The sequence below is a fragment of the Polynucleobacter yangtzensis genome (assembly GCF_001595965.1).
Lineage (GTDB): Bacteria > Pseudomonadota > Gammaproteobacteria > Burkholderiales > Burkholderiaceae > Polynucleobacter > Polynucleobacter yangtzensis.
This window is the reverse complement of sequence record NZ_LOJI01000035.1, coordinates 84,058-100,378: the sequence shown is the minus strand read 5'-3', so window position 1 is coordinate 100,378 and position 16,321 is coordinate 84,058. Positions and strand designations below refer to the sequence as shown.

12 protein-coding genes and 2 tRNA genes are annotated in these 16,321 nt (G+C 45.4%); 2 read left to right on the top strand and 12 right to left on the bottom strand.

Going from position 1 to position 16,321, the window contains the following annotated elements; translation table 11 throughout:
* Positions 1-54: 54 nt before the first annotated feature.
* From JaK3_RS07290 to ispD, 8 genes are all read right to left on the bottom strand, one after another.
* A tRNA-Val gene (locus tag JaK3_RS07290) sits at positions 55-130 on the bottom strand.
* 107 nt (positions 131-237) lie between these two features.
* Entirely contained in the window at positions 238-2,670 is a 2,433-nt protein-coding gene (gene lon, locus JaK3_RS07285; protein ID WP_068322830.1) for an endopeptidase La, read from the bottom strand.
* A gap of 188 nt (positions 2,671-2,858) precedes the next feature.
* On the bottom strand, positions 2,859-4,220 hold the full coding sequence (gene clpX / locus JaK3_RS07280) for an ATP-dependent Clp protease ATP-binding subunit ClpX (RefSeq protein WP_068322828.1): 1,362 nt from the start codon (positions 4,218-4,220) through the stop codon (positions 2,859-2,861).
* 30 nt (positions 4,221-4,250) lie between these two features.
* Entirely contained in the window at positions 4,251-4,880 is a 630-nt protein-coding gene (clpP, locus tag JaK3_RS07275; RefSeq protein ID WP_068322825.1) for an ATP-dependent Clp endopeptidase proteolytic subunit ClpP, read from the bottom strand.
* A gap of 30 nt (positions 4,881-4,910) precedes the next feature.
* On the bottom strand, positions 4,911-6,248 hold the full coding sequence (gene tig, locus JaK3_RS07270) for a trigger factor (protein ID WP_068322821.1): 1,338 nt from the start codon (positions 6,246-6,248) through the stop codon (positions 4,911-4,913).
* A gap of 57 nt (positions 6,249-6,305) precedes the next feature.
* Positions 6,306-6,392: transfer RNA gene (locus tag JaK3_RS07265), tRNA-Leu, on the bottom strand.
* 78 nt (positions 6,393-6,470) lie between these two features.
* Positions 6,471-6,974 carry a 2-C-methyl-D-erythritol 2,4-cyclodiphosphate synthase gene (gene ispF / locus JaK3_RS07260; protein ID WP_068322818.1) on the bottom strand — a complete coding sequence of 168 codons (504 nt, stop codon included), beginning with the start codon at positions 6,972-6,974 and terminating at the stop codon, positions 6,471-6,473.
* Between the two features lie 9 nt (positions 6,975-6,983).
* Positions 6,984-7,733: a 2-C-methyl-D-erythritol 4-phosphate cytidylyltransferase gene (gene ispD, locus JaK3_RS07255; RefSeq protein ID WP_068322815.1), complete on the bottom strand. Its 750-nt coding sequence runs from the start codon at positions 7,731-7,733 to the stop codon at positions 6,984-6,986.
* Positions 7,734-7,756: 23 nt separating this feature from the next.
* Here ispD and mfd point away from each other — a divergent pair, with 23 nt between their 5' ends.
* On the top strand, positions 7,757-11,302 hold the full coding sequence (gene mfd, locus JaK3_RS07250) for a transcription-repair coupling factor (RefSeq protein WP_068322812.1): 3,546 nt from the start codon (positions 7,757-7,759) through the stop codon (positions 11,300-11,302).
* An 18-nt stretch (positions 11,303-11,320) separates the two neighbouring features.
* Positions 11,321-12,208, top strand: a complete 888-nt coding sequence (serB, locus tag JaK3_RS07245; protein WP_068322809.1) for a phosphoserine phosphatase SerB — start codon at positions 11,321-11,323, stop codon at positions 12,206-12,208.
* Positions 12,209-12,238: 30 nt separating this feature from the next.
* Here serB and JaK3_RS07240 read toward each other — a convergent pair whose 3' ends face one another.
* From JaK3_RS07240 to JaK3_RS07225, 4 genes are all read right to left on the bottom strand, one after another.
* On the bottom strand, positions 12,239-13,423 hold the full coding sequence (locus JaK3_RS07240) for an acetyl-CoA C-acyltransferase family protein (RefSeq protein ID WP_068322806.1): 1,185 nt from the start codon (positions 13,421-13,423) through the stop codon (positions 12,239-12,241).
* A gap of 92 nt (positions 13,424-13,515) precedes the next feature.
* Positions 13,516-14,874: a 30S ribosomal protein S12 methylthiotransferase RimO gene (gene rimO / locus JaK3_RS07235; protein WP_068322803.1), complete on the bottom strand. Its 1,359-nt coding sequence runs from the start codon at positions 14,872-14,874 to the stop codon at positions 13,516-13,518.
* 2 nt (positions 14,875-14,876) lie between these two features.
* Positions 14,877-15,437, bottom strand: coding sequence for a polyhydroxyalkanoate synthesis repressor PhaR (phaR, locus tag JaK3_RS07230; protein ID WP_068322800.1), 561 nt, complete (start codon positions 15,435-15,437; stop codon positions 14,877-14,879).
* Positions 15,438-15,555: 118 nt separating this feature from the next.
* Positions 15,556-16,296 (bottom strand): 3-ketoacyl-ACP reductase, encoded by a 741-nt coding sequence (locus JaK3_RS07225; protein ID WP_068322797.1) that lies wholly within the window; start codon positions 16,294-16,296, stop codon positions 15,556-15,558.
* Between the last annotated feature and the right edge of the window lie 25 nt (positions 16,297-16,321).

The window sequence follows — 16,321 nt, the reverse complement described above, 5'->3', positions numbered from 1 at the left end:
GCTTGGTATTGAAACGCCTGAGCAGGCTTAGAAGAGGTAATGATGGTAATAATTTGGTGGGCGCTGAGAGGCTCGAACTCCCGACATTCTGCGTGTAAGGCAGACGCTCTACCAACTGAGCTAAGCGCCCCAAAATATTACAAGGTAAGATTGTAACCTATGCGTGGATTTCGGGGGAAATTTCCGCTAAATCGACTTCAAATGATAGGATCAATTTAACGGAAAACCGCCCTATTTTCAGTGCTTAAGAACGTCTGCAGCTGCGCCCTTGTCGTTTGCCTTGCTGGCCTCTGCTGCCTTTTTAGCAAGCTCTTCCGGCGTAGGGTCTGGCAACGCTTCTGGCATGCGCTCTAGTGCCAACTCCAGCACTTTATCGATCCAGCGAACGGGAACTATCTCAATTGCATTTTTAACATTATCTGGAATGTCGATGAGATCTTTTACGTTCTCCTCCGGAATCAAGGCCAGCTTAATACCCCCGCGATGGGCAGCCAAGAGTTTTTCTTTCAAGCCACCAATTGGAAGCACTTCTCCGCGCAAAGTAATTTCGCCAGTCATGGCAACATCCGATCGAATCGGAATGCCAGTAAATACTGAAACCAAGGCTGTTGTGATTGCGATACCTGCAGATGGACCATCCTTAGGTGTTGCGCCATCAGGGAAGTGGATATGAATATCCTTCTTCTCAAAAGACTCATCGGCAATACCTAGGCGCTTAGCTCTAGAACGAACAACAGTTCGAGCCGCCTCCACTGATTCTTTCATTACATCACCTATAGAGCCAGTGCGAGTAATAACCCCTTTACCAGGCATTACAGCAGCTTCAATGGTGAGCAAATCACCTCCCACCTCAGTCCAAGCCAAACCAGTGACTTGACCGACTTGATTTTCTTTGCCAGCTAAACCAAAGTCATACATGCGAACTGAAAGGAACTTCTCTAAGTTATCCGCATTCACAACAACTGGAGCCGCCTCTTTTTTCAAGAGCAAGAGCTTGACTACCTTACGGCAGATCTTGCTAATTTCACGCTCTAAAGAACGTACACCAGCTTCGCGTGTGTAGTAGCGAATCATATTCCGCACGGCACTATCTTCAATCTTGAGTTCGTCTTTTTTCAAGCCATTATTTTTGATTTGTTTAGGAATCAAGTAATTAACGGCAATACTAGTTTTTTCATCCTCCGTATAACCAGCCAAACGAATAATTTCTAGACGATCCAATAGAGGACCTGGAATATTCAATGAATTCGAGGTCGCCACAAACATAACATCAGAGAGGTCAAAATCTACCTCAACATAGTGATCTTGGAATGTATGGTTTTGCTCTGGATCCAAAACCTCCAACAAGGCACTAGCCGGATCTCCGCGGAAATCCATGCCCATCTTGTCAACTTCATCCAAGAGGAACAAAGGATTACGAACACCAACCTTAGTAAGGCTTGTCAGAATTTTGCCAGGCATTGAACCAATGTAAGTTCTGCGATGACCACGAATCTCGGATTCATCACGGACTCCACCTAAAGCCATGCGCACAAACTTTCTGTTCGTGGCGCGTGCAATGGATTGACCAAGCGAAGTTTTACCAACGCCTGGAGGGCCCACCAAGCAAAGTATCGGCGCCTTTACACGATCAACTCGTTGTTGAACTGCAAGGTACTCCAAGATACGCTCTTTAACCTTGTCCAAACCGTAGTGATCTTCATCCAATACTTTTTCAGCATTGGTGAGGTCATTATTAATCTTGGTTTTTTTCTTCCAAGGCAAATTCACCAGCGTGTCGATAAAGTTACGGATAACCGTTGCCTCAGCAGACATGGGTGACATTAATTTTAACTTCTTGAGTTCGGATTCTGCTTTTTTCAAAGCCTCCTTAGGCATACGTGCAGCTTTAATGCGCTTCTCTAGTTCTTCTAGATCAGCACCCTCTTCGCCTTCACCTAATTCTTTCTGAATTGCTTTAACTTGCTCATTCAAGTAGTACTCGCGTTGACTCTTTTCCATCTGACGCTTTACACGTCCACGAATACGTTTCTCTACCTGAAGAATATCAATCTCACTTTCGAGATCAGCTAACAAGCTTTCTAAGCGCTGGACAACATCAGTCATTTCAAGCAAGCGCTGTTTCTGCTCAAGCTTTACTGGTAAGTGTGCGCAAATGGTGTCGGCTAAGCGGCTTGGATCATCGATCCCACCTAATGAAGACAGGATCTCCTGAGGTACCTTTTTGTTGAGTTTTACGTATTGATCGAACTGAGCCATGATTGCGCGACGTAATGCTTCTGTTTCATGCGCATCGATAGCGTTAATGGCTGTTGGTGTTGCTTCACAATTGAAGTAGCCAAGGCTATCTTCAATTTGACTCACTTCAGCACGCTGAACACCTTCAACCAATACTTTGACAGTGCCATCAGGCAATTTCAACATTTGCAAAATGTTGGCAATACAGCCAACCTCATACAGATCTTCAATAACAGGCTCATCCTTAGCGGCCGCTTTTTGAGCCACTAAAAGGACATTTTTGCCAGTTTCCATAGCAGCTTCGAGGGCTTTAATGGATTTAGGGCGACCCACAAACAAAGGGATCACCATATGAGGAAATACAACTACGTCCCTTAATGGGAGTAAAGGTAGTTGAATGGGTTCAGAGGGTAGTAATAAGTGGCCAGGCATGGGGCAAATCCTCCAAAGTAATCAATCCTCAAAAGTCTTTAATGGTGATCGCTATTAAACAACCACTAAATAGAGACATTATTTATGAGTAGCATACTACCTATATGGGTAGGCTTTAGAGAAAAACAAGGGGTAAAAAGACAAAAAAGAGGCAAAAATGCCCGAAAAATAGCGAAAACCCTAAGAATTTAGGCTTTTTTACTCAAATCTGCTTGTTCGGCGTCTTGTTTGTATACCAAAAGTGGTTTTCCACCCTCAGCAATGCTGCTTTCGTCGATAACGACTTTTTGGACATTCTTTAAAGATGGCAGGTCATACATCACATCCATTAAAGAACCTTCAAGGATGGATCTGAGTCCGCGAGCACCTGTTTTACGCGCAATTGCCTTCTTAGCAATGGCTGATAAGGCCTCACGACGTACCTCAAGCTCAGAACCTTCCATGGTCAGGAGTGCTTGATATTGCTTAACTAAAGCGTTTTTAGGCTCAGTCAGAATTTGAATTAAAGCCTCTTCATCCAATTGGGCCAAGGTAGCCACAACGGGCAGACGACCAATTAATTCAGGAATCAAACCAAACTTAATTAAGTCTTCCGGCTCCACTTCGATCAAGAGGTCGCTTACACCGCGATCATCTTTACCTGGAACGGTGGCATTAAAACCGATGCCGGTTTTAGCAGTACGCTGTTGAATGACTTTTTCAAGACCATCAAAAGCGCCACCGCAAATAAACAAAATATTCGTTGTATCTACTTGTAAGAAATCTTGATTGGGATGCTTACGACCACCTTGTGGCGGAACAGAAGCCATGGTGCCCTCAACAAGCTTTAGCAATGCTTGTTGAACACCTTCACCGGATACATCGCGAGTAATAGATGGGTTATCGGATTTACGAGAAATCTTATCGATCTCATCAATGTAAACAATGCCGCGTTGCGCTTTTTCTACGTTGTAGTCACAAGCTTGCAAAAGCTTTTGAATAATATTTTCAACGTCTTCACCAACATAACCAGCTTCAGTTAAGGTGGTTGCATCAGCCATCACAAATGGTACGTCCAACATGCGTGCTAGAGTCTGAGCTAAAAGAGTCTTGCCTGAACCAGTGGGTCCGATTAATAGGATATTGCTCTTAGCAAGTTCTACACCATCCACCATTGCCTTAGCCGGAACCTTAGACCCTTTTTTATCTGAGCCCTCTAACGGCTTACCGTCTTTATCTAGCTTCTCTTTTTTTGGCTTGGGCAAATACTGCAAGCGTTTGTAGTGGTTGTAGACCGCTACAGCTAAAGTCTTTTTAGCGTGATCTTGACCGATGACATACTGATCTAAATTCTCTCGAATCTGATGCGGCGTTGGCAAGGAGTCATCGCCCTCTTCCTTTGGAAGCTTGGCAATCTCTTCTTGAATAATATCGGTGCAAAGATCTATGCACTCATCACAGATAAAAACAGATGGACCAGCAATAAGTTTTTTTACTTCGTGCTGACTCTTGCCACAAAAAGAACAATACAGAACTTTATCTGGTGAATTAGTTGTATTTGTATCGCTCAAAATGGGCTCTGTAAATAATGAATAAGAAAATTAAGGGCGCTTCTCGATAACCTTATCGATCAAACCATAATCACGGGCTTGATCAGCCGACATAAAGTTATCGCGGTCAGTATCTTTTGCAATTGTTTCAATCGATTGACCAGTGCGGTCAGCCAAAATCTTGTTGAGTCGTTCGCGCAAGTACAAAATTTCACGGGCTTGAATTTCAATATCAGATGCTTGGCCACGCGCACCACCCAAAGGCTGATGGATCATCACACGTGAATTTGGGAGCGCATAACGCTTTCCTTTTTCACCAGCGCACAACAAGAATGCACCCATACTTGCAGCCATACCCATGCACAAAGTACTTACATGCGGCTTGATAAATTGCATGGTGTCGTAAATAGCCAAACCTGCAGATACAGATCCACCAGGAGAGTTGATGTACAGAGAAATTTCTTTATCGGGGTTCTCGCTCTCAAGGAACAGTAACTGAGCAATCACCAAGTTAGCAGTTTGGTCGTTTACTTCGCCAACCAAAAAAACAACGCGCTCACGCAATAATCTGGAGTAGATGTCGTAAGCACGCTCACCTCTACCAGAGGTTTCAATCACCATAGGAACCAAGCCCAAGCCTTTTGGTTCTAGATTTTCAGACTGAGAGTGATTGTGGATCATTTTGAAACCTCTTATAGGTAAGTGGATTACTTAGTTTAGCTTGCTGAGTTCTTCAAAGGTCACAGCCTTATCGCTTACTTTAGCTTGAGATGTGAAATATTTGATGACGTTATCTTCAAGGACCAGGTTCTCGATATCCTTTAAACGGCTTGGATTACTGTAGAACCAACGAACTACTTCCTTTGGATCTTCATATGTAGCTGCCTGCTCATCAATTTCAGCCTTAATTTGATCGGCGGTAGCTGCCAAGTTTTGCTTTTTAACTAACTCACTTAAGATCAAACCAAGACGAACGCGCTTAGTAGCCTGCTCAGCAAAAATCTCCGCAGGAATTGGTGCATCTTTAGCATTAGGAACGCCACGCTGCATCAGGTCTTGACGTGCACCTTCAACCAAACGCTCTTGCTCAGAAGCAACCAATGATTTAGGAACGTCTAATTCACACAAGCTGTTGAGCTTATCCATCACTTCGTTTTTCATTAGTGAAGTAATGCGACGCTTTACTTCGCGATCTAAATTCTCTTTGACTTCAGCGCGCATCTTTGCAACGCCGCCTTCAGTAACACCCAATGACAATGCAAATGCATCATCAACTGCTGGTAAATGTGGCCAGTTAACTGATTTCACAGTAATCGTGAACTCAGCTGTTTTGCCTGCAACATCTTTACCGTGGTAATCAGCTGGAAAGCTTAATGGGAATGATTTGCTTTCGCCTTTTTTTAGACCTAAAGTTGCAGCCTCAAACTCAGGAAGCATGCGACCTTCGCCTAATACATATTCGAAGTTTTCAGCTTTACCACCAGCGAATTCAACGCCATCGATTTTGCCAACAAAATCAATAACCACTTGGTCACCATTTTGCGCCGCAGTATTGGAGCCGCCGTCGCCATGGGCACCAGCCTCACCGCGTGGGTGGTAATGTACTTGCTGCTTTCGCAATACATCTAATGCGCGATCAATTTCAGCTTCACCAATATCGGTTACATACTTAGTAACCTCAGCCTTGGAAAAGTCGCCAATTTTTACTTCAGGCAAGACTTCGAAGAAAGCATCAAAAACAATCTTGTCAGCATTAATCTCACTCTTTGGCTCAAGACGTGGTTGACCAGCTAAAGCAACGCCCTCTTTTTGGGCTAGCTCATAAAACATTTCAGCTGCTTTATCGAATTGCAACTCGAAATCGACTTGCATGCCGTGCTGTTTTTCAACGAGGTTCTTTGGAACTTTGCCAGGGCGAAAGCCAGCCATTTTCATGGTCTTACCAACTTTAGCCAAACGGGCTTCACGCGCTTTCGCCAAATCGGCACGAGCGAATTCCAAAGTCATTTTGCGGTCTAGTGAACCTAAATTTTCTATCTGCACAGCCATTCTCGTCTCTTAATTGAAGATCTGGAAATGTGAAGTCCAAGCCAAGTAGCAATCTTGTGGTGCGAGGAGGGGGACTCGAACCCCCACACCATTTCTGGCGTCAGGACCTAAACCTGGTGCGTCTACCAATTTCGCCATCCTCGCGAATATCCGCAAACTGCCAAGCCTAGACTTCACTCTAAAGACCGTAATTCTACAATGCCTAGGGTTTTAGAGATTGTTTTAGGCCTTGTAGAGCAAAGCTGCCGCATGGACAGCGATGCCCTCTCCCCTGCCTAGGTGCCCGAGAGATTCGTTGGTCTTGGCCTTGAGGTTGACATGGCTGGGGGTAACGGCCAAATCAGATGCAATATTACGGACCATTTCGGGCAAAAAATCAGCCAATTTAGGCTTTTGGCAAATAATGGTGGCATCCACATTGCCAATTTGGAACCCTGCTGCCTGAACCTTTTGGAGTGCGGCCCTGAGCAAAATCCGGCTATCCATATCCTTGAACTGGGGGTCCGTATCTGGGAAAAGCTGTCCAATGTCATTTAAACCAGCGGCTCCTAATAAGGCATCCGTTAGGGCATGTAATAGCGCATCAGCATCGGAATGACCCAATAAACCCTTCTCATACGGGACATGAACGCCGCCTAGAATGAGTTTGCGGTCAGCAACCAGGGCATGAACGTCATACCCTTGACCAATACGAAATTGAGGAATGTGGGGAGCGCTTTGGGTCATTCTGGTTCTTTATCGAGTGGCTGAGCTTAAAAGCAATTGCATTAAATCCCAATCGGCGGGATGAGTAACTTTAAAGTTGCGAGCAGCGCCCTCTATCAGTAGAGGCTTAGCACCGACCAACTCAATTGCACTAGCCTCATCAGTAACGTCAGACTCAAGACGAATAGCGTTTTCTAGAGCGTCATGCAACTGCTTTAAGCCAAACATCTGAGGAGTTTGCGCCTGCCACAGATGTTCACGTGGAATCGTTCTTTCAGAGTGCGGGATGTTGCCAGCGATGACTGAGTCCAGATCTGCTTGCTTTAATGTGTCCGCCAAAGGCACAGCCAAAATACCGCCGGCATTGGACGTCTGAACAGCGTTGATTAATTTCTCAATGAGCGCTGGTGTGATGCCCGGTCTAGCAGCATCGTGAACCAATATCCAGTCATCCTCAGCAATGCCTGCTTTGAGCATTGCCGCCAAAGTATTTCTGACTGTTTCTTGCCTGGTTGGGCCACCGGTTGGTAAAAATTGAATTCCCTTGGCGCCATTGGCAATCGTTTGCAAAATGGGGTTATCTATAAAGCCGGGGCTAACGCCAATCCAAATTGATTCAATTTGAGGGGTGTTTGAAAAAGCCTCTATTGCGTAACAAAGCATTGGCTTTCCTGCCAATTGCTGAAATTGCTTAGGCAGCTCACCGCCAAGACGTGAACCAGTGCCCGCTGTCGGCAAAAGCGCGTGGCATTTCTTGTTTGAGGGATTTCCGGAAGCCATACCTGATTCTATAATGAGCCTAGATGTCTGATGCATTAAATCTAGCACCCCCTATACCCGCTCCCCGGGCTGGGCAGCGCTTTACCTTTTCAGGGCTAGTTGGCTCAGCAGATGCCGCCCTAATAGCGCAAAACGCCCTTCGCTATCGCGACAAATTCTCAGTGATGGTGATTTTTTGTGCTCAAGCACAAGAAGCCCAACGCCTGCTAGAGGAAATCCCCGCTTTTGCTCCTCAACTAAAAACCAGACTTCTGCCTGATTGGGAAATTCTTCCCTATGACCATTTTTCACCGCATCAAGACTTGGTATCAGAAAGACTTGCTACTCTTTATGAATTGCTCAATGGCAGCTGTGACATTGTTTTGGTCCCTGTTACAACCGCTCTTCAGAGACTGGGTCCCCCTGGTTTTCTGTCAGGCCACACCTTTTTCTTTAGGCAAGGTGACAAACTCAATGAGGCAGCATTAAAGCTGCAGTTACAACAAGCTGGTTACGATCCAGTAAGTGCAGTAATGCGCCCTGGTGAATACAGTATTCGCGGTGGCTTGTTCGATTTATTTCCTATGGGATCAAATCTTCCTTATCGATTGGATTTATTTGGCGATGAGATTGAGCAAATACGTGCATTTGATCCCGATACGCAACGCAGCCTATACCCAGTAAAAGAAATACGCCTGCTGCCAGGGCACGAATTCCCATTCGATGACACTTCTCGTACCGCATTCAGAGGACGCTGGCGGGAAGTTTTTGAAGGTGATCCAAGTCGCTGCTCTATTTATAAGGATGCCAACCTAGGCATACCTAGCGCCGGAATCGAATCCTACTTGCCACTCTTTTTTGAAGAGCAATCCAATCTATTTGACTACTTCCCTAGGTCTGGTGACCCCGTTTGGCTAGTCAGCATTGGTGATGTTGAAGAAACTATCAAGAGCTTTTGGAAAGATACGCTTTCACGTTATGAGTTTCTAAAACATGATTTAGATCGCCCCATCCTTCCGCCTAAGGAATTATTTTTAGATGTTGATGAATTTTTTACAACATCTAAACCGTATGCACGTTTAGCTTTTGAAAAAGAAGGTTCTGAACAAAACGAGTTTTCGGCGGTACCAGATATTGCTGTGCATCGTCGAGATGCAGATCCCATTAACCGTTTACGCAAAATAGTTGCAGCAGAAAAAACACGTGTCCTAATATGTAGCGATAGTGCGGGACGCAAAGAATCTATTCGACAGCTTTTCGAAGAAAGTAATTCAGTTGCTGGTTTAGATGGCAAACCCCTCTACCCATTAAAGCCTGAGGGCTTCGATAGCATTGCCGATTTCATTAAGAGTGGCTCGCTATTTGGCTTGGTAACGGCGCCACTCTTTAACGGCTTCTCTTGGCCAAGAGAAAATCTCATCGTCGTTACTGAAGCAGAGCTATTTACTACTACCGCAAGACAACGACGCAAAGGCAAAGCTAACGAGAATGCCGATCCTGACATGCTATTTAAGGATCTGTCGGAACTCAAGATAGGCGATCCGGTAGTGCACGCTGAGCACGGTATTGGGCGTTATCAAGGCTTGGTACTATTAAATCTTGCGCCGCCTAAAGAAGCGCCTATTTTCGAAGAGTTCTTGCATTTGCAATATGCAGGTCAAGCCACTTTGTATGTGCCTGTTCAGCAGTTAGAAATGGTGACACGTTATGCTGGCTCAGATCCGGATTCAGCACCACTTCATCAATTAGGCTCAGGCCAGTGGGACAAGGCAAAACGTAAGGCGGCTCAGCAAATTCGTGACACAGCTGCAGAATTGCTAGGTTTATATGCTGCAAGGGCCATTCGTAAGGGTCATGCCTTTGAATTCTCGGCCCATGACTATGCCGCTTTTGCCGAAAGCTTTGGCTTTGAAGAAACTCCCGATCAAGCTAATGCCATTGCCGCCGTGATTGGTGACATGACTAGCGGTACACCAATGGATCGCTTGGTTTGTGGTGATGTTGGCTTTGGAAAGACTGAAGTAGCCTTGCGTGCTAGTTTTATTGCTGTAATGGGCGGTAAACAAGTGGCTATCTTGGCTCCGACTACCCTGCTTGCTGAACAACACGTTGCCACCTGGAAAGATCGTTTCGCCGATTGGCCTGTTCGCATCGTTGAGTTATCCCGTTTTAAAACGACAAAAGAAATTAATGCAGCCTTAGAAGCCATCGCTAAAGGTGAGGCTGACATCATTATTGGAACCCACAAGCTGCTTTCCAAAGAGACGCAGTTTGCAAATTTAGGATTAGTGATTGTTGATGAAGAACATCGCTTTGGTGTCCGCCAAAAAGATGCTCTCAAGGCTCTTCGCGCTGAAGTAGACATCTTGACGCTTACTGCCACCCCAATTCCCAGAACTTTGGGTATGGCAATGGAAGGCTTGAGAGAATTTTCCATCATTGCCACCGCCCCTCAGAAACGCTTAGCAATTAAGACTTTTGTGCGCCGTGAAGGCGATGGCGTCATACGTGAAGCCGTGCTGCGTGAAATTAAACGTGGTGGCCAGGTCTATTTCTTGCACAACGAAGTAGAGACCATTCAGAATCGCAAACACGCTTTACAAGAATTGATTCCAGAGGCGCGCATTAGCGTAGCCCATGGACAAATGCATGAACGTGAACTTGAATCCGTTATGCGCGAGTTTGTTACACAGCGTACCAATATCTTGTTGTGCACGACTATTATTGAAACTGGCATTGATGTTCCTACGGCAAATACCATCATCATGCATCGTGCAGATAAGTTTGGACTAGCCCAGCTTCACCAATTGCGTGGACGTGTAGGCCGCTCACATCACCAGGCTTATGCCTATCTGCTCGTCCCAGATCCGGAAGCGCTCAGCAAGCAAGCGCAGTTGCGCTTGAATGCGATTCAGGCAATGGAAGAATTGGGCTCTGGGTTCTATTTGGCAATGCATGACCTAGAAATTCGTGGTGCTGGTGAAGTTTTGGGTGATAAACAATCGGGTGAAATTCATGAGATTGGCTTTCAGCTCTATACCGAGATGCTCAATCGCGCCGTGAAATCATTGCGTAGCGGTAAAGAGCCAGATCTCCTTTCACCGCTCCAAGCGACAACAGATGTAAATCTTGGCGTACCCGCCCTGCTACCAGACGATTACTGTCCCGATGTCCATGAGCGACTCTCTTTGTACAAACGCTTTGCCAGTACTCATGACTTCTCTGAATTAATGGGTTTGCGCGAGGAACTGGTGGATCGATTTGGCGATTTGCCAGATCAAGCGAAATCTTTTTATGAAACACACCGTTTACGCCTAGAAATGACAGGTTTTGGCATTAAAAAGATCGACGCAACACCAATGTCTATTCAGATTCAATTTATTCCGAATCCACCGATTGATCCTATGAAGATCATCCAACTGATCCAATCATCAAAATATATTCAACTCAATGGTCAAGATAAGTTAAAAGTGCTGCCTCAAAAAGACCGTGAGTTTGAAAAATTAGAGCAACGCCTTGATGCTATTAGGAATATCCTCAGGCGCCTGAATGAATCCGCTGTTTTAAGCCCAATGAAGACAGGTCAATAATCCGATTATGATTAAGCCATGAGCAATCAAGTACTTGTAGCGATATCCAGAGACCCCTTATCTGAAAAACTGATCTTTTCACTAAAAGATCAAGCCTTGCAGCATGGCGTCTCTCTGCACTCCATTGGCGGCCAAGTAAGCAATGGTGCTTATTTTTCAGAACGTTTTGAATCAAACGCGCATATTGAAACAGCTCAACGTGAGCAACTGCGCGCCTTAACTGCAAGGTTTAATGCTGACCTCTGCTTCTTGAAACCAGATCTCGTGCCGCAAGATATTCGCGTGCTCGCAATGGATATGGACTCAACACTGATCAATATTGAATGCATTGATGAGATTGCAGATTTCACTGGCAAGAAGTCGGCAGTAGCTGAAATTACCGAAGCTACCATGCGTGGGGAAATCAAGGACTTTCAAGAAAGTCTTAGGAAGCGTGTGGCACTCCTTGAAGGCGTTCATGCAGATGCGCTTGAATCCGTTTATCGAGAACGTCTGCGCCCTAACCCTGGTGCTGCTGAGCTTTTGGCTGGAGCCCATGAGCGCGGCATTTATACACTCTTAGTTTCCGGTGGGTTTACCTTCTTTACAGAGAAGTTACGCCAGCAATTAGGCTTCAAACAAACCCAAGCTAATACCTTAGAAATTATTGACGGCAAATTGACCGGCAGAGTACTTGGTGACATCGTCGATGGCGCAGCAAAGGCGGCTCATTTAGATGCCGCATGCGCACGACTTGGTTGCACTAAAGCAAATTCCATCACCATGGGCGATGGTGCAAATGATTTGATCATGATGAATGGCTCTGGTATTAGCATTGCCTACCAAGCAAAACCTGTTGTCAAAGAAAAAGCCGACGCGGCTTTTGACCGAGTCGGCTTAGATGCTGCTTTACTACTGATCTCTTAAGCTTTTACCCAAGAGATCAGGGTAATTCTTTTAGAGACGCTCAAAAATAGTAGCAATACCTTGACCGCCACCAATACACATTGTTACCAAAGCATATTTACCTTGAACACGGTGTAGCTCATGAATTGCCTTGGTTGCAATGGCCGCACCAGAACAACCAATTGGGTGGCCCAATGCAATCGCCCCACCATTCACGTTGGTCTTAGCTGGGTCTAAACCCAAGCCCTTAGTCACAGCCAAAGCTTGCGCAGCAAAAGCTTCGTTAGACTCAATCACATCAATTTGATCCAATTTGAGGCCAGCGCGCTCGAGAGCCAATTTAGTTGCAGGAATTGGGCCTTCACCCATGATGTGGTTTGGCACACCAGCAACTGCATAAGATACTAAACGTGCGATTGGCTTGTGTCCGGCTTTTTTAGCCGTCTCAGCATCTGCCAAGACGAAGAATGCAGCACCATCATTAATGCCTGATGCGTTACCAGCAGTAACAGAACCGCCTTCTTTCTTAAACACGGCCTTCATCTTGCCAAGTGTTTCCAAAGTGGTATCTGGCTTGACGTGCTCATCAGTATCAAACACTACATCACCCTTACGGGTTTTGATGGTGATTGGAACGATCTGAGATTTGAAACGGCCTTCTTTAATTGCATTCGCAGCACGACGATGGGATTCAACCGCAAGAGCATCTTGCTCTTCACGGGTGAGCTTCCATTTCTCAACCAGGTTTTCTGCTGTAACGCCCATATGGCCAACGCCAAATGGGTCAGTTAAAACAGCAACCATCAAGTCAAGCATCTTGGTATCACCCATACGTGCACCGCTGCGCATTGCTGGTGAACCATACATGCCGCGTGACATTACCTCAACGCCACCGCCAACACCATAATCACAATCACCCAACATAATTTGCTGAGCAGTGGTCACGATCGCTTGCAAGCCGGAGCTGCATAAACGATTCAAGGCCATCGCAACGGATTCCATTGGAAGACCCGCTTGAATCGATGCTACTCGAGCAACATAAGCGTAGCGACTATCTGTAGGAATCGTATTTCCTACGGTCACATAATTAATTAACGCTGGATCTACACCAGAGCGTGCAACGGCCTCTTTCATCACAATGCCGCCGAGCTCAGAAGGCTCAAAGCTGCTAAGTGAACCATTAAAAGTGCCAATTGCAGAACGTACTGCACTTAAGACAACGACTTCACGACTCATATCAATCCCCTTTGCTAAGCCCTTTTATTGGGCTGACACTGCACTAAATAATTACCAAATAAGCAATCCAACTAATAGTTTTATTCGATTCGTCAAGTTTCGGCTATTAGGTCATGCCCTTGGGAGCTAATGACTGTTGCACGGATGATTTCGCCGGAACGATAGCGTTTAGAGGGCTTACTGGCAGGCAAAACCCTCACCAAACCATCAATTTCAGGGGCATCGCCAATAGTTCTGCCGATTCCCCCTGATTCATCCACGCGATCAACAATGACCTGAACGCGCTTGCCTATTTTTTTAGCAAGTCGTTTTATAGAGATTTCTTCTGCTTTTGCCATAAAGCGGGCACGTCGTTCCTCACGAATTTCATCCGGGACGGGGTTGTCTAGCTGGTTTGCTGTAGCGCCATCTACTGGCGAATAAGCAAAGCAACCGGCTCTATCAATTTGCGCCTCATCCAAGAAGTTGAGTAAATACTCGAACTCTTCCTCAGTCTCACCAGGAAAGCCTGCAATGAAAGTACTTCTGATGACCAAATCAGGACAAGCTTTACGCCAAGACATGATGCGTTCTATATTTTTTTCGCCGCTAGCTGGACGCTTCATACGTTTCAGAACGTCGGGATGCGCATGCTGCAACGGAATATCCAAGTAAGGCAAAACACCGTAACCATGCTCTGAGAACTCTGCCATCAGTGGCAGCACATCATCCACATGCGGATAAGGATAGACATAGTGCAATCTCACCCAGGCTTGATGTTCACGCGCGATTTGATTTAAGGCGTTTACCAAATCAAACATTTTGGTTTTAACAGGCTTACCATCCCAGAAACCAGTGCGGTACTGAATATCAACGCCATATGCACTAGTGTCTTGAGAAACAACCAATAATTCTTTTACGCCCGACTCAAATAAACGCTTTGCCTCAAGCAATACTTCACCAATTGGACGCGATACCAAATCGCCGCGCATGTTTGGGATGATGCAAAAAGTACAGCGATGATTGCAGCCTTCGCTAATCTTGAGATAAGCGTAATGCTTAGGAGTCAGCTTTACGCCAGCCGGCGAAACTAAATCTATAAATGGATCATGTGGCTTGGGAAGATGCAAATGAATAGCTTGCATTACTTCATCTGTAGCGTGCGGCCCTGTAACAGCAAGGACTTTAGGGTGAATACTCTGAATAAGATCAGAGCCATCTGCATTCTTTCTGGCACCCAAGCAACCAGTAACAATCACCTTGCCATTTTCAGCAAGAGCCTCACCGATTGCAGAAAGACTTTCTTCAACTGCGGAATCTATAAAGCCGCAGGTATTAACCACCACTAGATCTGCACCAGAATAATCTTTAGCAGTCTCGTAGCCCTCAGCACTCAGTTGCGTGAGAATGAGTTCTGAATCAACTAGCGCCTTAGGACAACCTAAGGATACAAATCCTATTTTTCCAGCCACAACTATTCTTTTTCAGTTTTATTGGGCTGAGGCGTAAATGGGAAGTTGCCAAAAAGATTCTGAGAACCCTGCATTTGCTCTTGCATCTTAATGAAGAGGTCCTTACTCTGCTCCATGTAGTTACCCATCAAACCTTGCATGAGAGGGTTCTGCAAGTTCATCATCTGAGACCAGGCCTCTGGAGTGCTGCCAGTACCCAAACCTTTGGTTTGATCACCAAGCTTATTGTGGATATCCACAAATGATTGCATGGTCTTCTCAAGATAATTACCCATCAAGCCCTGCATGGAATTTCCATAGAAGCGAATGATTTGTGAAAGCATTTGGGATGAGAACACGGGCGCACCGCCAGCCTCTTCCTCAAGAATAATTTGCAACAAGATGTTACGAGTTAAGTCTTCTTCAGTCTTAGCATCAACCACCTTGAAGACTTCATTGCCCATCACTAGATTCTTGATGTCTGACAGCGTGACATAGGTGCTTGTCTGTGTATCGTAGAGACGACGATTTGGGTATTTCTTAATGAGCCGATCTTCGCCTGCTCGTTTTGCACGGGTTACCATTTTTATCCTTACTCTTTACTGCATCGCAACATCAGCGTAGTTTATTCCTAGTTTGACCAAAAGGTAAATACGCTGTGTTGCGCACTACAAATACTCTAATAATTGCTGCAGTGCAATATTAGCCGGTATGAATACCACCGTTTAATGAGAAATCAGCACCAGTAGCGTAACCACCATCTTCAGATGCAATCCAGCAGCAAATTGACGCGATTTCTTCAGGAGTGCCTAAACGTTTTACAGGGATGCCAGAAACAATCTTCTCTAAAACATCTTCACGGATTGCTTTAACCATATCTGTACCGATATAACCAGGAGATACAGTGTTCACTGTAACGCCTTTAGTAGCTACCTCTTGAGCCAAAGCCATTGTGAAGCCATGTAAGCCTGCTTTTGCGGTTGAATAGTTGCATTGACCAAACTGGCCTTTTTGACCGTTCACAGAAGAAATGTTAATAATGCGGCCCCAGTTGTTATCAACCATGCCATCGATAACCTGTTTGGTTACGTTAAATAATGAATTGAGGTTGGTATCAATAACGGCTTTCCATGCATCTGGAGTCATCTTGCGGAATACGCTATCACGTGTAATACCTGCGTTATTCACCAAAACATCTACACGACCGACTTCAGCTTTAACCTTTTCAAAGGCAGCTACCGTGCTATCCCAGTCAGAAACGTTACCTTCAGAAGCAATGAAGTCGTAACCAAGGGCCTTTTGTTCACCCAGCCAACGGTCCTTACGTGGTGAATTTGGACCACAACCAGCGATCACCTTAAAGCCGTCTTTAGCAAGACGTTGACAAATAGCGGTACCAATACCACCCATACCACCAGTTACATATGCGACTTTTTGAGACATTACTTTCCCCTTTTAAAAACCTTCG